Genomic DNA, 19599 nt, shown 5'->3' on the forward strand with positions numbered 1-19599 from the left:
TCGTCGGTACCGCGCCCACCGGTGTTCTGCTCGTGGATGATCTCGCGAGCTCGGTCATCGGCGTCTCCTCCGATCGACGGGGGCGCGCGGGTGCGGGCCTCACGGGCGCCGCCAACGACGGCCTTCGGCCGCGAGCATCTCGTCGGCGGCCCGTGGCCCCCACTCGCCGGCCCGGTAGGGGTGCGGCTCGGAGCCCTGCCAGAACTCCTCCAGGGGATCGATGACCGCCCAGGACGCCTCGACCTCGGCGTTGCGGGGGAACAGGGTCGCGTCGCCCAGGAGGACGTCGAGCAGCAGGCGCTCGTAGGCCTCCGGGCTCGACTCGGTGAACTGCTCGCCGTAGAGGAAGTCCATCGAGACGTCGCGGACCTCCATGACGCTGCCGGGCACCTTCGACCCGAACTTGAGGGTGACCCCCTCGTCGGGCTGCACCCGGACGACCAGCTGGTTGTTGCCCAGCTCCTCGGTGTCGGTGTCGGCGAAGGGCAGGTGCGGGGCGCGTTTGAACACCAGCGCGATCTCGGTGACCCGGCGGGGGAGCCGCTTGCCGGTGCGCAGGTAGAACGGCACCCCGGCCCAGCGGCGGGTCTCGACGCCCAGGCGCACCGCGGCGTAGGTCTCGGTCGTCGACGCGGGGTCGACGCCCTCCTCCTGCCGGTACCCCTGGGCCCGCTGCCCGGCGAGCCAGCCCTGCTGGTACTGCCCGCGGACGGCGTAGGAGCCCAGGTCCTCGGGCAGCGAGATCGCCCGGAGCACCTTCAGCTTCTCGGTCCGGATCTCCTCTGCCGAGAACTCGACCGGCTCCTCCATGGCAGTCAGTGCCAGCAGTTGCAGCAGGTGGTTCTGCAGGACGTCGCGAGCAGCCCCGGTCTCCTCGTAGAAGCCGGCGCGGCCGCCGATGCCGACGTCCTCGGCCATGGTGATCTGGACCGAGTCGACGTGGTGGCCGTTCCAGACCGGCTCGAACAGCTCGTTGGCGAACCGCAGCGCCATCAGGTTCTGGACGGTCTCCTTGCCCAGGTAGTGGTCGATGCGGAAGACGTCCTCGGCGCTGAACACCGAGTCGACCAGCTCGTTGAGCTCCCGGCTCGAGGCCAGGTCGGTGCCGAACGGCTTCTCCACCACGACCCGGCGCCAGCGGCCAGGGGTGTTCTCCGCCATGCCGGTCCGCTGCATCTGCTTGAGCACGGTCGGGAACATGGCCGGCGGGATCGAGAGGTAGAACGCGGCGTTGCCGCCGATGCCGTGGCTGCCCTCGAGCTCGGAGAGCGCGGCGGCGAGCTCGTCGAAGGCGTCGTCGTCGTCGAAGGAGCCCTGCACGAAGTGCACGCTGCCGGCCAGCCGCTCCCAGACCTCCTCCCGCCACGGGGTGCGCGCGTGCTGGCGGGCCGCGTCGCGGGCCAGCTCGGCGAACTCGGTGTCGCCCCAGTCGCGGCGGGCGAAGCCGAGCAGGGCGAAGTTGGTCGGCAGCAGGCCGCGGTTGGCGAGGTCGTAGACCGCCGGCAGGAGCTTCTTGCGGGCCAGGTCACCGGTGATGCCGAAGACCACCAGGGCGCAGGGTTCGGGCACCCGGGGGAGTCGCCGGTCCCGCGGGTCGCGCAGCGGGTTGGGGATCATCGCGGGCCGCGCAGCGGGGAAGGGATCATCGTCCGTCCTCGTGGTCGGGGTGGGGCAGGCGCGGATCGAGCCCCGGCAGGGGTGTGCCGGGGGTCAGCCCAGTGCGGTGAGCAGCTGGCCGATGCCCGCCGCCCGGTCGGTGAGGTGCAGGTGGAGCAGCGGCCGGTCCCGGTCGGCGAGCGCCTTCCGGTCGCCCGCCGCCTGTGCGGACTGGAGGGTGCCGAAGGTGTACGTCTGGTCCGGCACGGGGAGGTCCTCGTCGACCGCCCCGGTGATCTGCAGGAAGGCGCCGACCTGCGGACCGCCCTTGTGGTACTGGCCGGTGGAGTGCAGGAAGCGCGGCCCCCACCCGAAGGTCACCGCGTGCTCGGTCCGCCGGGCGAACGCCGCCCGCACGTCCGCGGCGCGGGCGTCGCCGAGCCGGTCGAGGTACGCCATGACGGCCAGGTAGCCGCGGGGCGGGATCGACGCCAGCAGTGCGTCGAGCGCCAGCGAGAGCCCGTCGTGCGAGGAGAGGTCCACCCCGTGGAGCACCGGCGCGGTGCCGCGGATCTCGACCGCGCCGATCGTCGCGACCGGCTGCTCGTCGGGCAGCCCGGCGGCGAGGATCGCCGCGGTGTTCTCCTTGCTCTCGGTCACGTTCGGCTGGTCGAAGGGGTTGATCCCCAGCACCCGACCGGCGACGGCGGTGGCGTACTCCCATCCGAGGAACTGGGCACCCAGCGGGCCGGTCACGCAGATGGCGGCCGGCTGCGCGGGCGCCTGGGCACCCACGAGGGCGAACAGCACGTCGGGCCCGGCGGCCCCGGGCGCCTCCGGCGACTCCAGCACCACGGGCAGGATGCCGCGGCCCTCCTTGCCGGTGGACTCGGCGATCAGCTGCTCGGCCCAGTCGCCGAAGCCCTGGATGGACGTGTCGCCGGCGTCGGCCAGGGCGAGCTTGTCCCGGCCGGTGCGGAAGCCCGCGCCCAGGGCGATGCCCAGCTCCATGGCGGCGTTCCCGGGGTCGGCGAGCCGCTCGGCCAGCGCCTCGGCGTCGTCGACCAGCGCGGCGACGTCGGCCCCGGCCAGCGCGGAAGGCACCAGCCCGAACGCGGAGAGGGCGCTGTACCGGCCGCCGACCGTCGGGTCGGCCAGGAACACCGCGCGGGCGCCCATGGCCATGGCGGTCTCGGCCAGCGGCGACCCGGGATCGGTGACCACCACGAACCGCGCGCCGATCTGGGCCTCGTCGAGGCCTTCCCGGGCGAACGCCGCGATGAAGGCGCGGCGCTGGCTCTCGGTCTCGACGGTGCCGCCCGACTTGGAGCTGACCACCACGACGGTGCGTCCCAGGTCGGTCATGGCCGCCATGAGCTGGCCGGGGTCGGTGGTGTCCAGGACGACCAGGGGCACGCCGGCCGTGCGGCAGATGACCTCCGGGGCCAGGGAGGAGCCGCCCATGCCGCAGAGCACGATCCGGTCCAGCCCCTCGGCGGCGAGCTGCGCGCGGAGGTCGGCCAGCTGGGTGACCAGTGACCGCGAGGTGGCCGGCAGGTCCAGCCAGCCCAGCCGGACGGCGGCCTCGCTCTCGGCTTCGGCACCCCACAGGGTCGGGTCCTTGCGGACCAGCCGCGCGGTGACGTCGTCCTGCCGGAGCTGGACCCGTACCGGCTCGGGGACCTCCAGCCCCGTGCAGCTGAACCCTAGGGTCACGCCTTGTCCTCCAGCTCGGTGCGCACCGACTCGGTCAGCTCGTCCCAGGAGTCGACGAACTTCTGCACGCCCTCGGTCTCGAGCACGCGGAAGACGTCGTCGAGGTCGACCCCGGCGTCGGCGACGGCCTTCATGACGGCCGCGGCGTCCTCGTAGGACTTCTGGACCGGCGTGCCCGGGGTGCCGTGGTCGGCGTAGGCCATGAGCGTCTTCTCCGGCATGGTGTTGACCGTGCCGGGGGCGATCAGCTCGCTGATGTACAGCGTGTCGGAGTAGTCCGGGTTCTTGACGCCCGTGGAGGCCCACAGCGGCCGCTGCCGCCGGGCCCCCTTCGCCTCCAGCGCCTGCCACCGGTCGGAGGAGAAGACCTCCTCGTAGGCCTGGTACGCCAGCTGGGCGTTGGCCACGCCCGCCTTCCCCTTCAGCGACGCGTCGGCGCCGGCCGCGTCGAGGCGCGCGTCGATCTCGCTGTCCACGCGGGACACGAAGAACGAGGCCACCGACTCCAGGCCCGACAGGTCGGCCTCCGGGTCGTCGGCCAGCCGCTGCTCGATGCCGGAGAGGTAGGCGTCCATGACCGCGCGGTAGCGCTCGAGGCTGAAGATGAGGGTGACGTTGACACTGATCCCGCGGGCGATCGACGTGGTGATCGCCGGCAGCCCGGCCTCGGTCGCCGGGATCTTGATGAAGAGGTTCGGCCGGTCGACCAGCCACCACAGGTGGGCGGCCTCCGCCGCCGTGGCGTCGGTGTCGTCGGCCAGGTTCGGCGCCACCTCGAGGGAGACCCGCCCGTCGCCGGGCTGCCGCTCGGCCAGCGGCCGCAGCAGGTCGCAGGCGTCGCGGACGTCGGCGGCGGTGATGGTGCGCAGCGCCTCCTCCACGCTCACCTTGCGGGTCGCCATGGCGTGCAGCTGGTCGTCGTAGGACTTCGAGCCGCTGATCGCCGCGGCGAAGATGCTGGGGTTCGTGGTGACGCCGACGACGGAGTGCTCGTCGACCAGGGACTGCAGGTTCCCGCTGCGGATGCGGTCACGCGACAGGTCGTCGAGCCAGACGGCGACCCCTGCGGACGACAGTTCGGCGAGGTTCTCGTTCTGTGCCATGACGGATGCCTTTCGGGCTGGAGGGATGGTCAGGACGGCGCCGGTCAGCGGTCGCCGGTCGCCTGGGGCAGGCCGCCGGTGGCCGCGACCGGACCGGCGGGGACGGCGGTGCCGTTGCGGGCCGCCTCGAGGCTCTCGCGCGCGGCGGTCACGACGGCCTCGTCGGTCAGGCCGAACTCTTCGTAGAGCACGGAGTAGGACGCGCTGGCGCCGTAGTGGGTCAGGCCGACGATCCGGCCGGCGTCGCCGACGAACTCGCGCCACCCCATGGGCACGCCCGCCTCGACGCTGACCCGGGCGCGGACCGAGGGCGGGAGCACCTCGTCCTTGTAGGACTGCTCCTGGTCGGCGAACCACTCGACGCACGGCACGGAGACGACCCGGGTCGGGACGCCCTCGGCCTCCAGGCGGTCGCGGGCGGCCATGGCGATCTGCACCTCGGAACCGGTGCCGAGCAGGATCACGTCGGGGCTGCCGTTCGACGCCTCGGCGAGGACGTAGGCGCCGCGGGCGACGCCGTCGGCCGAGCCGAACTCCGCGCGGTCGAACACCGGCAGGTTCTGCCGGGACAGCAGCAGGCCGGCCGGGCGGTCGTTGTTCTCCAGGATCGTCCGCCAGGCTGCGGTCACCTCGTTGGCGTCCGCCGGCCGCACGACGTCGAGCCCCGGGATCGCGCGCAGCGCGGCGAAGTGCTCGATCGGCTGGTGGGTCGGGCCGTCCTCACCCAGGCCGATGGAGTCGTGGGTCCAGACGTAGGTGACCGGCAGCTGCATGAGCGCAGCCAGCCGGACGGCGCCGCGCATGTAGTCGGAGAACGTGAGGAAGGTGCCGCCGTACACGCGGGTGCCGCCGTGCAGGGCGATGCCGTTCATCACCGCGCCCATGGCGTGCTCGCGGACGCCGAAGTGGATGGTGCGCCCGAACGGGCCACCGGACCACATCTTCGTCTGCCGGTCGGCGGGCAGGAACGACGGTTCGCCCTCCACCGCGGTGTTGTTGCTCTCCGCGAGGTCGGCGGAGCCGCCCCAGAGCTCGGGCAGCCGCGGGTAGAGCTCGGCGAGCACCTTCCCGGAGGCCTTGCGGGTGGCCACGCCCTTCTCGTCGGCAGGGAAGGAGGGCAGGTCCTCGGCCCAGCCCTCCGGCAGCCGGCGCTCGCGCATCCGGGCCAGCAGGGCGGCGCCCTCGGGGTTCGCCTGCTCCCAGGCGGCGAACCGCTCCTCCCACTCCGCGCGGTCGGCACGGCCCTTGTCCACGACCGAGCGGGCGTGGGTGAGCACGTCGTCGTCGACCTGGAAGGTGCGCTCGGGGTCGAAGCCGAGGATCTCCTTGGTGGCGCGGACCTCGTCCTCGCCGAGCGCCGAGCCGTGGGACGCACCGGTGTTCTGCTTCGTGGGGGCCGGCCAGGCGATGACCGTCCGCAGCACGATCAGGGACGGCCGGGTGGTCTCGGCCTTCGCGGCGGCGAACGCGGCGTCGACGGCGGCGAGGTCCTCACCGTCGTCGACGTGCTGCACGTGCCAGCCGTAGGCCTCGTAGCGCTTGCCGACGTCCTCGGTGAAGGCGACCGTCGTGTCGTCCTCGATGGAGATCTTGTTGTCGTCGTAGACCAGCGTCAGGTTGCCGAGCTTCTGCGTGCCGGCCAGCGACGACGCCTCACCGCTGACGCCCTCCTCCATGTCGCCGTCGGAGGCGAAGCACCAGATGGAGTGGTCGAAGAGGCTCTCGCCCTCGGGGGCGTCCGGGTCCAGCATGCCGCGCTCGCGGCGGGCGGCCATCGCCATGCCGACCGCGTTGCCGACGCCCTGGCCCAGCGGCCCGGTGGTCGTCTCGACGCCCGGGGTGTGGTTGACCTCGGGGTGGCCCGGCGTCTTCGAGCCCCAGGTCCGCAGCGCCTTCAGGTCGTCGAGCTCCAGGCCGTAGCCGGAGAGGAACAGCTGCACGTACAGCGTGAGGCTGGAGTGCCCCATCGAGAGGATGAAGCGGTCGCGGGCGACCCAGTTCGGCTGGGTGGGGTCGTGCCGCAGCCACTTGTGGAACAGCAGGTACGCGGTCGGGGCCATGCTCATGGCCGTGCCCGGGTGGCCGTTGCCCACCTTCTGGACGGCGTCCATCGCGAGCACGCGGGCGGTGTCGATGGCCCGGCGGTCCAGGTCCCCGAAGTCCGCGGGGAGCGTCGGCTGCGGCTGCGACGGGTTGCCGGTCGGCGTGTCGGTCGCCGCCTCGGCCGGGGCCTCCGCGTGCGTGCTTCGCGTGTCCATCTGGTGGGTTCTCCCTCGAGGTAGGCCTGACGTCGTGCCGGGCAGGCGGTCGGGCGCCCGGAGGCGGCCCGGGACCGGGGGCGTGACGACGTCGTCGGCGTCGCCCCTACCCGCTCCACCCCCGGCAGCAACGTGATCAACCCTAGTCATCGCAGGTCATGCCGTGCGGTCGCCCGCGAACCGCCCGGGGCTACAGTGGGGGAGTTCCGCCCCCCGGTTCGAAGGGATCCCGTGGTGCCCTGCTGCCCGCGCGCGACCGCGCACGAGGGCACCCGGTGACGGCGCTCTCCGAGCGCCCCGCTGCCTCCGCTGCTCGTCTCACCACCCGGTTGCGTGCCCGGGTCGGGGCCTACGTCGGCCTCACCAAGCCCCGCATCATCGAGCTGCTGCTCATCACCACCCTCCCGGCGATGATCGTGGCGGCGCGCGGGTGGCCCTCGTGGGGGCTGCTGGTCGCCACGATGGTCGGCGGCACGCTCGCCGCCGGTGCGGCCAACGTCTTCAACTGCTGGTACGACCGCGACATCGACCGGCTGATGCGCCGGACCGAGCGCCGGGCCCTCGTGACCGGCGAGGTCAGCGCCCGGAACGCCTTCACGTTCGGCGTCGTCCTCACGGTGCTCGCGATCGGCCTGCTGGCGCTCACGACGACGCCGCTGGCCGCCGCCCTCGCCGCGGGGGCGATCTTCTACTACGCCGTCATCTACACGGCGGTGCTGAAGCGGCGCACCCGGCACAGCACCCTGTTCGGCGGGGTGCCCGGTGCCGCGCCGGTGCTCATCGGCTGGGCCGCCGTCACCGGTTCGCTCGCCTGGCCGGCCTGGATCTTCTTCGGCGTCGTCTTCTGCTGGCAGTTGCCGCACTTCTGGGCGCTGGCGATGCGGTTCCGCGAGGACTACGCGCGCGCCGACGTCCCGATGCTCCCCGTCGTCGCCTCCGAGCTGTCCGTGGGCCGGCAGACCGTCGTCTGGACCTGGCTGACGGTGGCGGTCTCGCTGCTGCTGGCGCCGCTGGGCGGCGAGTACGGCATCGGCTGGGTGTACACGGTGCCGGCCGCGGCCCTCGGCGCGTGGTTCCTGGTCGAGGCGCACCGGCTGCACTCCCGGATCCGGCGCGGGGCCGAGACCAGGCCGATGCAGCTGTTCCACGTCTCGATCTCCTACATGGCGCTGCTGTCGGTCGCGATCATCGTCGACGTCTTCGTCTGAGCGGCACGCCGTGCGGCGGGAGCTCCCCGACGGGGACTGGAGCGTCTTCGGGATGGGGACACTGGCGGGACCCGACGGGCGGACCTACCGGCGCCGTGCGACCCGCTTGACGCGCCGCGAGATCGAGCCGCTGGTGGAGTCCGGCTGCCCGGTCGTGGCGTACCTGCCCGGCGGGCGGGTCGTCTGGCACGACGAGGACGACGCCTGGCCGGCCTGGGCCGACGCCCGCACCGCGCTCACCACCGATGTCCCGCACGCCGCCGACGGGGAGTCGGTCACCGCGGGCCGGTGGGAGTGCGCGTCGGGAGCGACCGCCGTCGTCCTGGTCTGGCACACCTGACGTCGGGGGCCGCGCTGCTGCGGCGCCCGCAGGTCAGCGGGTGGCGGCCGCCGGCTGCGGCGAGCTGCTCAGCGGCAGGTCCGAGGCCGGCCCGCGGACGGCCCACACCAGCCGCGCGGTGAACGCGGCGATCAGCACGGCGCCCAGCATGTGCAGCAGCACCAGCACGATCGGCAGGCCGGTGAAGTACTGCACGTACCCGATGACGCCCTGCGCCAGCTCGATGATCAGCAGATCGCGGGCCGCCCGCCGGATGCGCCCGGGGGCATCGGTCGCGTGGAGGGCCACCAGCAGCGCGATGGTCAGGCCGACGAGCAGGAAGACGGCGTCCGCGTGCAGTTGGCTGATCAGCTCCAGGTCGAAGCCCATGCGGTCACCGGTGGGCACGTCGTTGTCGTCGACGTCGCCGCTGTGCGGGCCGCTGCCGGTCACCAGCGTGCCCAGCACGAGCGTCAGCGCGCTGACGGCGGCGAGCCCGCGCACCAGGAGCGCCAGCGGGCGCCGCACCAGCGGCCGGCCCACCCCGGGCTCGCGCGAGCGCAGCCAGAGCACCGTCGCGACCGCCACGAGCGCCATGGAGATGAGGAAGTGCGCGGCCACCGTCCACGGGTTGAGCCCGGTGAGGACGGTGATGCCGCCCAGCCCGGCCTGGGCCGGGATGCCCAGGAAGAGGAGCACCGCCAGCGGGCGCAGGTCGCGCCGGGGGGAGCGCCACACCGCCACCAGCACCGCCAGGGCGATGGCGGCCAGCAGGAAGGTGAGCGTGCGGTTGCCGAACTCGATGACCCCGCGGACGCCCATCTCCGGCGTGGTCACGAGGCTGTCCTCGGTGCACGTCGGGAAGGTCGGGCAGCCCAGACCGGAGCCGGTCAGGCGGACGGCGCCGCCGGTGACCACGATCAGGCCGTTGGCGACCAGGTTGGCGAACGCCAGGCGCGAGACGGTGGCGGGGGAGAAGGCGGTGGGCAGTACCGGCACGACCCGATGCTAGGCGGTCGCGCCGGTGGATCCGGCCCTCGCGGCAGGCCGGGCCGAGAGCGTGGTCACGGGAAGGTGGTGAGCCTGGTCACGGCTGGTCCCTCAGGCGGCCCTTCTTAGGTCGACCTTGCTTGCAGCGTGCTCGAAATAGGACACACTCGTGTTGTGGAATCCCTCGCGGCACACCCCCGGCCGTCGGCGCCCGCCGACGACGGGCGCACCCGCGACCGCGTCTCCGCCCTCCTCCTCGAGCACGGGCCGCAGTCGGCCACCGAGCTGGCCGGCCGGCTGGGCATCTCCCCGGCCGCTGTCCGCCGGCACCTCGACGCCCTGCTGGCCACCGGCCGGGTGCAGGAGCGCGCAGGTGACCTCGGTGGGTCCGGGGCGCACCGCGGGCGTGGCCGCCCGGCCCGGCGCTTCCACCTCACCGACGCCGGCCGCTCGGCCTTCCCGCACGCCTACGACGACCTGGCGCTGACCGCCCTGCGGTACGTCGCCGCCGCCGGTGGCCCCGCCGCCGTCCGGGCCGTCGCCGAGCAGCAGCTGGCCGGCCTCGAGCAGCGGGCCTCCACAGCCGTCGAGGAGACGGTCCGGGCGCGGCCCGGGCAGCCGGTCGACCGGGCGCAGGCCCTCGCCGCCGCGCTGACCGCCGAGGGCTACGCTGCCACCGCCTCGGCGCTCTCCGGCGGTGGGCAGCTGTGCCAGCACCACTGCCCGGTGGCGCACGTCGCGGCGGAGTTCCCGCAGCTGTGCGAGGCCGAGACCGCGGTGATCGGCCGGCTCGTGGGCACCCACGTGCAGCGGCTGGCCACCATCGCCCACGGCGACGGGATCTGCACCACCCACATCCCGGGGCCGCTGGTGCCCGGGACCCGTCCCGGCGGCAGCCGGGAGCACACCCGCGCGGGGAACAGAACGGGCCCCGCGCGCCCTGTACCCGGTGAGCGAGGAGCGTCCCGGCCCGTCCGGGAGCGCACCGCACCGTCGAGCACCACCACCCCCACGAACGACCGGGAGAGGACGCCCGCATGACCAGCACGCAGCAGCCGGTGACCACGCCGCTGACGCAGGACGAGCAGATCGACCAGCTCGGCCGGTACGAGTACGGCTGGGCGGACGCCGACGTCGCCGGTGCCTCCGCCCGTCGCGGCGTCGACGAGGACGTCGTCCGCGACATCTCGCGCCGCAAGAGCGAGCCCGAGTGGATGCTCGAGCGCCGGCTCAAGGCCCTCAAGCTCTTCGGCCGCAAGCCGATGCCCGACTGGGGCTCGGACCTCTCCGGCATCGACTTCGACAACATCAAGTACTTCGTGCGCTCCACCGAGGCCCAGGCCGCCTCGTGGGAGGACCTGCCCGACGACATCAAGAACACCTACGATCGCCTGGGCATCCCGGAGGCGGAGAAGCAGCGTCTCGTCTCCGGCGTCGCCGCCCAGTACGAGTCCGAGGTCGTCTACCACCAGATCCAGAAGGAGCTCGAGGACCAGGGAGTGCTCTTCCTGGACACCGACTCGGCCCTCAAGGAGCACCCGGAGATCTTCCAGGAGTACTTCGGCTCGGTGATCCCGTCCGGCGACAACAAGTTCGCCGCGCTGAACACCGCCGTCTGGTCGGGTGGCTCGTTCATCTACGTGCCGCCGGGCGTGCACGTCGAGATCCCGCTGCAGGCCTACTTCCGGATCAACACCGAGAACATGGGCCAGTTCGAGCGGACGCTGATCATCGTCGACGAGGGCGCCTACGTGCACTACGTCGAGGGCTGCACGGCGCCGATCTACAAGAGCGACTCCCTGCACTCCGCGGTCGTCGAGATCATCGTCAAGAAGAACGCGCGCTGCCGGTACACGACCATCCAGAACTGGTCGAACAACGTCTACAACCTGGTCACCAAGCGGGCCGTGGCCCACGAGGGCGCGACCATGGAGTGGGTGGACGGCAACCTCGGCTCCAAGGTGACGATGAAGTACCCGGCCGTCTGGATGACCGGCGAGCACGCCAAGGGCGAGGTCCTCTCGATCGCCTTCGCGGGCGAGGGCCAGCACCAGGACGCCGGCGCCAAGATGGTGCACGCCGCCCCGCACACCTCCTCGACCATCGTGTCGAAGTCGGTGGCCCGCGGCGGTGGCCGTACCTCCTACCGCGGCCTGGTCCAGGTCGACGAGGGCGCCTACGGCTCGAAGTCCACGGTGAAGTGCGACGCGCTGCTGGTCGACACCATCAGCCGCTCGGACACCTACCCCTACGTCGACGTCCGCGAGGACGACGTCTCCATGGGGCACGAGGCCACGGTCTCCCGCGTGAGCGAGGACCAGCTCTTCTACCTGATGAGCCGCGGCCTCTCCGAGGACGAGGCCATGGCGATGGTGGTGCGCGGGTTCGTCGAGCCGATCGCCCGCGAGCTGCCCATGGAGTACGCCCTCGAGCTCAACCGGCTCATCGAACTGCAGATGGAAGGTGCCGTCGGCTGATGACCAGCGACTCCACCAGCACGACCGATCTCACCACCCAGCCGGCCACCCTCGCCTCGGAGCTGTTCGCTCCGGGCGTGGGTGCGCAGGCGGGCCCGCCGACCACCCCGGCCGCCGACACCGGCAGCGCCGGGGAGGCCGCCCCGGGCGCGCACTCGCACGGTGGCCCGGCGCCGACCGGCTCGCCGGCCGAGCGGTTCACCTCCACCGACCCGGACGCCTTCGGCGTGCCCACCGGCCGCGAGGAGACCTGGCGGTTCACGCCGATGAAGCGGATCAAGCCGCTGCTCGACGGCGGTGCGTCCGATGCATCCCTCTCCTGGACGACCGACCTCCCCGAGGGCGTCGAGCTGACCAGCGTCGAGGCCGGCGACCCGCTGCTCAAGAGCCTGCCCGACCCGGTCGACCGGCTCGCCGCCCTCGCCCGGCAACGCAGCGGCGGCGCCGCCGTCGTCCGGGTGGCGCAGGAGGCACAGGTCGACCGCCCGGTCACGCTCGGCCTGGCCGGCACCGGCTCCGAGGACGTCGTCTGGGGCCAGCTGGTCGTCGAGGTCGGCGCGTTCGCCAAGGCGACCGTCGTCCTGGACCACACCGGCCTGGCCCGCTACGCCGGCGGCGTCACCGTGCTCGTCGGCGACGGCGCGCAGGTCACCCTCGTGTCCGTGCAGGACTGGGCCCCGGGTGCGATCCACGGCGGTCAGTACGACGCCGTCGTCGGCCGGGACGCCACGTTCAAGCAGATCGTGGTGACCCTCGGCGGCGACCTCGTCCGCCTGGTCAGCAACGTGCAGTACGCGGGCCCCGGCGGCTCCGCGGAGCTGTTCGGCGTCTACTTCTCCGACGAGACGCAGCACCAGGAGCACCGCCTGTGGGTCGACCACGCGGTGCCCAACTGCACCAGCAACGTGCTCTACAAGGGCGCGCTGCAGGGCGAGGGTGCGCGCACGGTCTGGATCGGCGACGTCCGCATCCGCCCCGCCGCGACCGGCACCGAGACCTACGAGCTCAACCGGAACCTGGTGCTCACCGACGGCGCCCGCGCCGACTCGGTGCCCAACCTGGAGATCGAGACCGGCGAGATCGTCGGCGCCGGCCACGCCAGCGCCACCGGCCGGTTCGACGACGAGCAGCTGTTCTACCTGTGCTCGCGGGGCATCGACGCCGAGACCGCCCGCCGGCTGGTCGTGCGCGGCTTCTTCGCCGACGTCGTCCAGCACATCGGCGTGAACGAGCTGCAGGACCGGCTGATGGCCACCATCGACGCCCGTCTGGGCGCCCTGCCCGGCCTGGACGAGCAGCCGGTCGAGGTGGCCTGACCATGGCGTTCGAGCGGGTCTGCGCGCTGGCCGACGTCCCGGAGGACGGCTCCCTGCGGGTCGAGCTCGCGGACGTCGACGTCGCCGTCGTCCGCTTCGAGGGGCAGGTCTACGCCCTGGAGGACCGGTGCTCGCACGCCGACGTCCCCCTGACCGACGGCGACGTCGAGACCTTCGACGGCGCCCCCACCATCGAGTGCTTCCTGCACGGGTCGTGCTTCGACCTGCGCACCGGTGAACCCACCAACCTGCCGGCCACCGAGCCGGTCGACGTCTACCCCGTGCGCGTGGAAGGAGAGGACGTGCTCGTCGACACCGAAGCCGACGGCCGCCTCCCCCTCGCGTCCGGCAACTGAGGAGCGAGAAGAGAAGTGTCCGTTCTGGAGATCCGCGACCTGCACGTCACGGTCGGCGAGGGAGACGACACCAAGGAGATCCTCCGTGGCGTCGACCTGACCGTCCGCTCGGGCGAGACCCACGCGATCATGGGCCCCAACGGGTCGGGCAAGTCCACCCTGGCCTACTCGATCGCCGGCCACCCCAAGTACACGATCACCGGGGGCACCGTCACCCTCGACGGCGAGGACGTCCTCGCCATGAGCGTCGACGAGCGCGCCCGCGCCGGCCTGTTCCTCGCCATGCAGTACCCGGTCGAGGTCCCCGGCGTCTCGGTGTCGAACTTCCTGCGCACCGCGGCCACCGCCATCAAGGGCGAGGCCCCCAAGCTGCGCACCTGGGTCAAGGACGTCAAGACCGAGATGACCGGCCTGGAGATGGACTCGGCGTTCGCCGAGCGCAACGTCAACGAGGGCTTCTCCGGCGGTGAGAAGAAGCGCCACGAGATCCTGCAGATGCGGCTGCTCAAGCCGAAGATCGCGATCCTCGACGAGACCGACTCCGGCCTCGACGTCGACGCGCTGCGCGTGGTCTCCGAGGGCGTCAACCGCTCCCGCGCGGAGGGTGACATCGGCGTCCTGCTGATCACGCACTACACGCGGATCCTGCGCTACATCAAGCCGGACTTCGTGCACGTCTTCGTCAACGGCAAGGTCGTCGAGGAAGGCGGCTCCGAGCTGGCCGACAAGCTGGAGAACGAGGGCTACGCGTCCTACCTCAAGGCGTCCGCGGAGGTCAGCCCGTCATGACCCAGACCGTCTCGCGTCCCGGAGCCCGGGCGCAGCAGGTGCCCCTGCCCCTGGACGTCGAGGCGATCCGGGCGGACTTCCCGATCCTGACGCGCACCGTCCGGGACGGGAAGCGGCTGGTCTACCTCGACTCCGGGGCGACGTCGCAGAAGCCGCGCTCGGTGCTCGACGCCGAGCGGTGGTTCTACGAGAACATCAACGCCGCGCCGCACCGGGGAGCCCACCAGCTCGCCGAGGAGGCGACCGCCGCCTACGAGGAGGCCCGGGCGAAGATCGGCGCGTTCCTCGGTGCCCCCGAGAACGAGATCGTCTTCACCCGGAACACCACCGAGGCGATCAACCTGGTGGCGTACGCGCTCTCCAACGCCGTCACGGCGAAGGAGCCGGAGTTCCGCACCTACGCCGTCGGCCAGGGTGACGAGATCGTGGTCACCGAGATGGAGCACCACGCCGACCTCCTGCCGTGGCAGCAGCTGTGCGAGCGCACCGGGGCGACCCTGCGCTGGCTCGGGCTGACCGACGACGGGCGGCTGGACCTCTCGGACCTCGAGACCGTGGTCAACGAGCGCACCAAGCTGGTCGCGGTCACCCAGCAGTCGAACATCCTCGGCACGATCAACCCGCTCGAGGAGATCGTGGCCCGCGCCCACGCGGTGGGCGCGCTCGTGCTGGTCGACGGCGCGCAGTCGGTGCCGCACCAGCCGGTCGACGTCACCACGCTCGGTGCGGACTTCCTGGTGTTCTCCGGCCACAAGATGCTCGGGCCCACCGGCGTCGGCGTCCTCTGGGGCCGCTACGAGGTGCTCGACAAGCTGCCGCCCTTCCTCACCGGTGGCTCGATGATCGAGGTCGTGCGGATGGAGGGCAGCACCTTCATGCCCCCGCCGCAGCGCTTCGAGGCCGGCGTGCCCATGACCGCCCAGGTGGTCGGGCTCGGCGCCGCCGTCGACTACCTGCAGGCCCTGGGCATGGACAAGGTCGAGCAGCACGAGAAGGTGCTCACCGGTTACGCGCTGGGGAAGCTGGCCGAGATCCCCGGCGTCACCGTGATCGGCCCGCCCGACACCGTCGCCCGCGGGGGAGCGATCTCCTTCACCGTCGAGGGCATCCACCCGCACGACGTCGGCCAGGTGCTCGACGACCTCGGCATCGCCGTCCGCGTGGGGCACCACTGCGCCTGGCCGGTGGTGCGCCGCTACGGCGTCCCGGCGACGACCCGCGCCACGTTCTACGTGCACACGGGCTACGACGACGTCGACGCGCTCGCCGACGGCATCCGGGAAGCTCAGCGCTTCTTCGGTGTTGCACCCTCTGAAGACAGCGAGGGAGCAGCGAGCTGATGCAGCTGGAGTCGATGTACCAGGAGATCATCCTGGACCACTACAAGAACCCGCACGGGCGCGGTCTGCGCGACCCGTTCGACGCCGAGGTGCACCACGTCAACCCGACGTGCGGTGACGAGGTGACCCTGCGGGTCAAGCTCGACGGGGACACGGTCGCCGACGTGTCCTACGAGGGCATGGGCTGCTCGATCAGCCAGGCATCGGTCTCCGCGATGTACGACCTGGTGGTCGGCAAGCGGGTGACCGAGGCGCTGGAGACCGGCGAGCACTTCATGACCCTGATGCAGGCCAAGGGTGACCCCGCGGTGGCCGAGAAGCTCGAGGACGAGCTGGAGGACGCCGTGGCGTTCGCCGGGGTGTCCAAGTACCCGGCGCGGATCAAGTGCGCGCTGATGAGCTGGATGGCCCTCAAGGACGCGTCCGCCCGGGCCATGTCCACCACCGCGACGCCGGCCACCCTCCCCACCGCCCCGACCGGAGGAACCCCATGACCGAGAGCAGCACAGAGAACGCCACCCCCGCGACCGACGGCGCCCCGGGCGACCTGCCGGCCTACAAGTCGGCGCTGCTCGAGGACCTCGAAGAGGCCATGCGCGACGTCGTCGACCCCGAGCTCGGCGTGAACGTCGTCGACCTCGGCCTCGTCTACGGCCTGGACGTCGACGACAGCAACGGGGACAACAGCGTCGCCATCATCGACATGACGCTGACCTCGGCGGCCTGCCCGCTGACCGACGTCATCGAGGACCAGGCGCGCCAGGCGCTCACCGGCGGCCCCGGCCCCGGCCTGGTCGACGACATCCGGATCAACTGGGTCTGGATGCCGCCGTGGGGCCCGGACAAGATCACCGACGACGGCCGCGAGCAGCTGCGCGCCCTGGGCTTCCGCGTCTGAGTCGTCCCCCTGCCTCGCGCGGGGGAGCACCATCACGACGTCCCCGAGACGGCCGTCCCGCACCCGGGACGCCCGCCTCGGGGACGTCGTCGTTCCCGGGCCGGACCCAGCGGTGCCGGCGTCAGCCGTCGAGCAGCCGGTCGAGGGCCGCGACACCTCGCACGAGGGCCCGGGACCGGTCGTCGATGCTCGTGCCCCGGGCGGCGAGCGCGGCCTCGACGTCCTGCCCCCGGCCGGTGCGGCGGAGCTGGTCGAGCAGTGCCCGCAGCGGCCCGATGCGGTGACCGGCCCGGCGGAGCTGGTGCGTGATCCGGGCGTCGCGCACCGCGTCCGGGGGATACGTGCGGGTGCTCCGCGGCCCCGAGCGCCGGGCGGGCACCAGTTCCTCCGCGTCCCAGTGCCGCAAGGTCGACGGGCGGACCCCGAGCGCCGCCGCCAGCTCGGAGATGGTCATCGCGTCCGAGGGCAGGGGGTCCGCGATGGGCTCGGCGGCGATCGCCCCGGCGGCTTCCCGGGCCAGCCGGAGCTCCCCCGCTCGGCGTGCAGCCGGGCGTGGGCCTCGTCCAGGAGTACGAGCACGTCCGGTCCGCCGCGCTGGGCCGCCCGCAGCACCCGCTTGGCCTCGACGGGGCCGATCCCGGCGGCGAACCCCCGGTACGCCAGGGCGGCGTGCACGTGCCGCTCGGTGTACCTCCGGTAGCCCGCCGGGGTCCGGTCGGCCGGGGGCAGCACGCCGGCGTGCTCGAGGTCGCGGACCTGCTGGACGGAGTACCCGGCCCGCCGTGCGACGTCGACGGTCCGCAGCCCCGACTTGCGACCTGTGGGCTCCGCTACGCGTCGATCGTCGGCCGAAGTCTCCACAAGTACGTGAATGTAACGCTGGAACGCATGCGCATCGAGGAGATCATCGACTTCGTGCAGGGCCTCGGCGGCGTCCTCACGTTGCAGCCACGGCCCGGGGACGGCTCACCGGAGATCAGCTGGGGCGACAGCTTCTTCTACTACGCGCCCGACGGCGTCGTGCCGCGGACGCAGCCGTTCGCGACCATCGTGACCGGGGACCAGCCCGGCGACCGGGGTTCACGGCTCGACCGGCCGCACGCCTTCCGGCTCAACATCGCCGCCGGGACGGCGGAGTTCTCCCGGATCACCGGCTCCGCCCCCCGGGAGCCGGCCGCCCCGGTCGTCGATCCGAGCGCCGCGGACGTCCTCTTCCCGCACCCGGTCTACGGGGAGCTGGGCTGGCTGTCCGTCGTCGAGCCCGGCCCCCGGACGGATCCGACCGCCCGCGAGCTCCTCCGCGCAGCGCACCGGCAGGCGCGCGGGCGTTCCGAACGCCGCGCGGAGGCGGGTCCGGCCGGCTGACGCGCCGCCGGGCGGTCAGCGCAGGTCGGCGAGGCGGGTGGCGAAGCCGGCGACCGGGAAGCGCTCGCGTCGCATGCCGATGAGCAGCAGCAGCGTGCCGACGACGAGTGCGGTGCCCACCGGCCACGGCAGCGCGCGCACCGCGAGGCCCACGGCCACGACCAGCGCGGCCACGGCCCCGACCACGAGCGGCGCGCGGATGCCGGCCCGGGCACCGGCCACCATCGCCACCGCAGCCGCGGCGAGCACGAGCACAGCGCGGGGGGCGTCGGGGGAGAGGACGGCGAGGGCGGTGGACGGCGCCGCCGCCGTGACCAGGCCCGGCCCCCAGGACGGCCAGGACGCCTCGCGCACCAGCCCGCGGCCGGCCGCCAGCAGCAACCCCGCCGCCGCCGGCAGGGTGTAGGCCTCGACCGTCCCGATGCCGCCGAGCGCCGACGCGGACCAGGCGGCGAGCACCAGCTGCATCGCGCCGACCCGCCAGGCGGTCGACGCGTCGTCCTCGGTGCCGGCGTCCCGGCGCGCCTCGCGGCCGGTCCACCACGCCCACGCCAGCGTCGTCGTCCCGTGCACCGCCAGGTGGATCAGCACCTGCGCCCGGTCGCCCTCGGCCACGAGCAGCAGCACGGCCAGGGCGGCGACGGCCGCGGCGGCGCTCACGGTGGCCCGCCGGGAGGCGCGCTCGAGCAGTGCGGCCATGCCGAGCGCGACCACGTAGAGGCCGGTCAGGACGACGGCGACCCCGGCGGGGGAGGCCCAGCCGTCGGGCAGGCCCAGCAGGGCCGCGCCGGCCAGGCAGCCGACCGCCGTCGGGGCCGCCACCGGCCGGTCGTCGGGGCGCAGCGCCGCCACCCACACCGTCGGCGCCGCGGTGAGCAGGAGCAGCAGCGCCAGCGCCGACCAGTGGGCGCCCGCTACCAGCCGGAGGACCGACAGGGCGGCCAGCAGCACGCCACCGGACAGCGCCACGGGCAGGAGCAGCCCGCGGCGCCACCCCGAGAGCCCGCCGGCGGCGAGCGCGGCGACGAGGACACCGGCGAAGCCGGCCACCGCGACGACCACCGGACCGCCGGCGGACGAGGCCCCGGCGACGGCCGCTCCGGTCACGGCGCCGGAGACGACGGGCACCAGCCGGGGCGGGCCGAGCAGCACGTCGAGCGGCTCGCGCAGGCGCGCCAGCAGCAGCCCGCCGGCGGCTCCCGCCATCAGCACGACGGCCAGCCACCGCTCACCCGCCCCCGCCGTCCAGGCCTCCCCGGACCCGGCGAGCACCCCGGCGGCGAACCACGGGGCGGTCGTCGCCATCGCCACCCGCGCCACCAGCGGGCGGCCGACCAGCGCGACCGCGAGCCCGACCAGTGCGACGCCCAGGAGGAACTCGGTGCGCAGCGCCTCGGGCACCGCGCCGAGCACGCGCAGCACCGCCACCTGGAGGCCGGCCCACGCCGCGAGTGGCCAGGCCGCGGTGGCGGGGGAGATGCGGTGCAGGGTCAGGAAGACGCCGGCCAGCGCCAGTGGCAGCAGGGGGTCGCCGGTCCGGAGGGCGCCACCGACGTCGCTCGCCGCCAGCGCCAGGCCCGCGGCGCTGGCGGCGAAGGTCTCGGCCGAGCTGCGCAGCCCGGACCGGGCGCCCCGGACCGAGCCGGCGGCGGCCGCGACGGCGAGCAGCAGGAGCGCGGTCCGCACCACCGGGCCGCCGGAGGCCGAGGCCAGGGTCGCTCCGGCGCTCACCAGCAGCACGGCGCCCACGGCGAGCAGGACCTGCGGCGGGCGGGCGCGGTAGGGCAGCGGAGGCACGGGTGCGGGAGGCGCCGGTCGAGTCATGGCCGCCTCCCCTCCCGTCCGCCGAGGCGGTCCCACCCTAGGGC

General features: G+C 73.4%; 19 protein-coding genes. 11 read left to right on the forward strand and 8 right to left on the reverse strand.

Features of this window, described 5'->3' with window-relative positions; all coding sequences use genetic code 11:
• Nucleotides 1-99 precede the first annotated feature (99 nt).
• The 4 genes from zwf to tkt all read right to left on the reverse strand — a co-directional run bounded on the left by zwf (nucleotide 100) and on the right by tkt (nucleotide 6673).
• Nucleotides 100-1617, reverse strand: coding sequence for a glucose-6-phosphate dehydrogenase (gene zwf, locus ACI79T_RS14165; RefSeq protein WP_456610712.1), 1518 nt, complete (start codon nucleotides 1615-1617; stop codon nucleotides 100-102).
• 93 nt (nucleotides 1618-1710) lie between these two features.
• Nucleotides 1711-3312: a glucose-6-phosphate isomerase gene (locus ACI79T_RS14170; protein ID WP_456610713.1), complete on the reverse strand. Its 1602-nt coding sequence runs from the start codon at nucleotides 3310-3312 to the stop codon at nucleotides 1711-1713.
• Nucleotides 3309-4415, reverse strand: a complete 1107-nt coding sequence (gene tal / locus ACI79T_RS14175) for a transaldolase (protein WP_456610714.1) — start codon at nucleotides 4413-4415, stop codon at nucleotides 3309-3311. Before tal ends, ACI79T_RS14170 begins: the two co-directional genes overlap by 4 nt.
• A 44-nt stretch (nucleotides 4416-4459) precedes the next feature.
• Complete coding sequence (gene tkt, locus ACI79T_RS14180) at nucleotides 4460-6673, reverse strand: transketolase (protein WP_456610715.1); 2214 nt, start codon at nucleotides 6671-6673, stop codon at nucleotides 4460-4462.
• 275 nt (nucleotides 6674-6948) lie between these two features.
• On the opposite strand from tkt, the gene ACI79T_RS14185 reads away from it, so the two are divergent.
• The gene (locus ACI79T_RS14185) at nucleotides 6949-7881 is read left to right on the forward strand and encodes a heme o synthase (protein ID WP_456610716.1); all 933 of its coding nucleotides are present in this window, start codon (nucleotides 6949-6951) and stop codon (nucleotides 7879-7881) included.
• A 106-nt stretch (nucleotides 7882-7987) separates the two neighbouring features.
• Nucleotides 7988-8221: a hypothetical protein gene (locus tag ACI79T_RS14190; RefSeq protein WP_456610717.1), complete on the forward strand. Its 234-nt coding sequence runs from the start codon at nucleotides 7988-7990 to the stop codon at nucleotides 8219-8221.
• Nucleotides 8222-8254: 33 nt separating this feature from the next.
• On the opposite strand, the gene ACI79T_RS14195 is transcribed toward ACI79T_RS14190, so the two are convergent.
• On the reverse strand, nucleotides 8255-9199 hold the full coding sequence (locus tag ACI79T_RS14195; RefSeq protein WP_456610718.1) for a COX15/CtaA family protein: 945 nt from the start codon (nucleotides 9197-9199) through the stop codon (nucleotides 8255-8257).
• 165 nt (nucleotides 9200-9364) lie between these two features.
• Between ACI79T_RS14195 and ACI79T_RS14200 the strand changes: the two genes are divergently transcribed.
• From ACI79T_RS14200 to ACI79T_RS14235, 8 genes are read left to right on the forward strand one after another with little or no spacing between them, the layout of a single operon-like run.
• A complete protein-coding gene (locus ACI79T_RS14200; RefSeq protein WP_456610719.1) occupies nucleotides 9365-10231 on the forward strand; it encodes a helix-turn-helix transcriptional regulator in 867 nt (288 codons plus the stop codon).
• Nucleotides 10228-11667 (forward strand): Fe-S cluster assembly protein SufB, encoded by a 1440-nt coding sequence (gene sufB / locus ACI79T_RS14205; protein ID WP_456610720.1) that lies wholly within the window; start codon nucleotides 10228-10230, stop codon nucleotides 11665-11667. The genes ACI79T_RS14200 and sufB overlap by 4 nt, the downstream gene beginning before the upstream one ends.
• Nucleotides 11667-12983 (forward strand): Fe-S cluster assembly protein SufD, encoded by a 1317-nt coding sequence (sufD, locus tag ACI79T_RS14210; RefSeq protein WP_456610721.1) that lies wholly within the window; start codon nucleotides 11667-11669, stop codon nucleotides 12981-12983. Before sufB ends, sufD begins: the two co-directional genes overlap by 1 nt.
• Before the next feature lie 2 nt (nucleotides 12984-12985).
• Nucleotides 12986-13339 (forward strand): Rieske (2Fe-2S) protein, encoded by a 354-nt coding sequence (locus ACI79T_RS14215; RefSeq protein ID WP_456610722.1) that lies wholly within the window; start codon nucleotides 12986-12988, stop codon nucleotides 13337-13339.
• Between the two features lie 15 nt (nucleotides 13340-13354).
• On the forward strand, nucleotides 13355-14128 hold the full coding sequence (sufC, locus tag ACI79T_RS14220; RefSeq protein ID WP_456610723.1) for a Fe-S cluster assembly ATPase SufC: 774 nt from the start codon (nucleotides 13355-13357) through the stop codon (nucleotides 14126-14128).
• Nucleotides 14125-15468 carry a cysteine desulfurase gene (locus tag ACI79T_RS14225; RefSeq protein WP_456610724.1) on the forward strand — a complete coding sequence of 448 codons (1344 nt, stop codon included), beginning with the start codon at nucleotides 14125-14127 and terminating at the stop codon, nucleotides 15466-15468. The genes sufC and ACI79T_RS14225 overlap by 4 nt, the downstream gene beginning before the upstream one ends.
• A complete protein-coding gene (gene sufU / locus ACI79T_RS14230; RefSeq protein ID WP_456610725.1) occupies nucleotides 15468-15962 on the forward strand; it encodes a Fe-S cluster assembly sulfur transfer protein SufU in 495 nt (164 codons plus the stop codon). Before ACI79T_RS14225 ends, sufU begins: the two co-directional genes overlap by 1 nt.
• Nucleotides 15959-16366 (forward strand): metal-sulfur cluster assembly factor, encoded by a 408-nt coding sequence (locus ACI79T_RS14235; RefSeq protein ID WP_456610726.1) that lies wholly within the window; start codon nucleotides 15959-15961, stop codon nucleotides 16364-16366. Before sufU ends, ACI79T_RS14235 begins: the two co-directional genes overlap by 4 nt.
• A gap of 121 nt (nucleotides 16367-16487) precedes the next feature.
• Here the strand turns inward: ACI79T_RS14235 and ACI79T_RS14240 are convergent, their stop codons facing one another.
• The gene (locus tag ACI79T_RS14240) at nucleotides 16488-16820 is read right to left on the reverse strand and encodes a MerR family transcriptional regulator (RefSeq protein WP_456610727.1); all 333 of its coding nucleotides are present in this window, start codon (nucleotides 16818-16820) and stop codon (nucleotides 16488-16490) included.
• Nucleotides 16817-17227 carry a MerR family DNA-binding transcriptional regulator gene (locus ACI79T_RS14245; protein WP_456610728.1) on the reverse strand — a complete coding sequence of 137 codons (411 nt, stop codon included), beginning with the start codon at nucleotides 17225-17227 and terminating at the stop codon, nucleotides 16817-16819. The genes ACI79T_RS14240 and ACI79T_RS14245 overlap by 4 nt, the downstream gene beginning before the upstream one ends.
• A 27-nt stretch (nucleotides 17228-17254) precedes the next feature.
• On the opposite strand from ACI79T_RS14245, the gene ACI79T_RS14250 reads away from it, so the two are divergent.
• Nucleotides 17255-17731: a DUF6194 family protein gene (locus ACI79T_RS14250; RefSeq protein ID WP_456610729.1), complete on the forward strand. Its 477-nt coding sequence runs from the start codon at nucleotides 17255-17257 to the stop codon at nucleotides 17729-17731.
• Between the two features lie 15 nt (nucleotides 17732-17746).
• Here ACI79T_RS14250 and ACI79T_RS14255 read toward each other — a convergent pair whose 3' ends face one another.
• The gene (locus tag ACI79T_RS14255) at nucleotides 17747-19555 is read right to left on the reverse strand and encodes an SCO7613 C-terminal domain-containing membrane protein (protein ID WP_456610730.1); all 1809 of its coding nucleotides are present in this window, start codon (nucleotides 19553-19555) and stop codon (nucleotides 17747-17749) included.
• Between the last annotated feature and the right edge of the window lie 44 nt (nucleotides 19556-19599).

This window comes from Blastococcus sp. SYSU DS0619, from assembly GCF_054051035.1.

What these genes read in the sequence shown, in the direction of transcription:
- sufU (WP_456610725.1), top strand. Translation starts at nt 15,468, where the DNA reads ATGCAGCTGGAGTCGATGTACCAGGAGATCATCCTGGACCACTACAAG.
- tal (WP_456610714.1), bottom strand. Translation starts at nt 4,415, where the DNA reads ATGGCACAGAACGAGAACCTCGCCGAACTGTCGTCCGCAGGGGTCGCC.
- ACI79T_RS14255 (WP_456610730.1), bottom strand. Translation starts at nt 19,555, where the DNA reads ATGACTCGACCGGCGCCTCCCGCACCCGTGCCTCCGCTGCCCTACCGC.
- sufD (WP_456610721.1), top strand. Translation starts at nt 11,667, where the DNA reads ATGACCAGCGACTCCACCAGCACGACCGATCTCACCACCCAGCCGGCC.
- tkt (WP_456610715.1), bottom strand. Translation starts at nt 6,673, where the DNA reads ATGGACACGCGAAGCACGCACGCGGAGGCCCCGGCCGAGGCGGCGACC.
- ACI79T_RS14235 (WP_456610726.1), top strand. Translation starts at nt 15,959, where the DNA reads ATGACCGAGAGCAGCACAGAGAACGCCACCCCCGCGACCGACGGCGCC.
- ACI79T_RS14215 (WP_456610722.1), top strand. Translation starts at nt 12,986, where the DNA reads ATGGCGTTCGAGCGGGTCTGCGCGCTGGCCGACGTCCCGGAGGACGGC.
- zwf (WP_456610712.1), bottom strand. Translation starts at nt 1,617, where the DNA reads ATGATCCCCAACCCGCTGCGCGACCCGCGGGACCGGCGACTCCCCCGG.
- ACI79T_RS14225 (WP_456610724.1), top strand. Translation starts at nt 14,125, where the DNA reads ATGACCCAGACCGTCTCGCGTCCCGGAGCCCGGGCGCAGCAGGTGCCC.
- ACI79T_RS14250 (WP_456610729.1), top strand. Translation starts at nt 17,255, where the DNA reads ATGCGCATCGAGGAGATCATCGACTTCGTGCAGGGCCTCGGCGGCGTC.
- ACI79T_RS14240 (WP_456610727.1), bottom strand. Translation starts at nt 16,820, where the DNA reads ATGACCATCTCCGAGCTGGCGGCGGCGCTCGGGGTCCGCCCGTCGACC.
- sufB (WP_456610720.1), top strand. Translation starts at nt 10,228, where the DNA reads ATGACCAGCACGCAGCAGCCGGTGACCACGCCGCTGACGCAGGACGAG.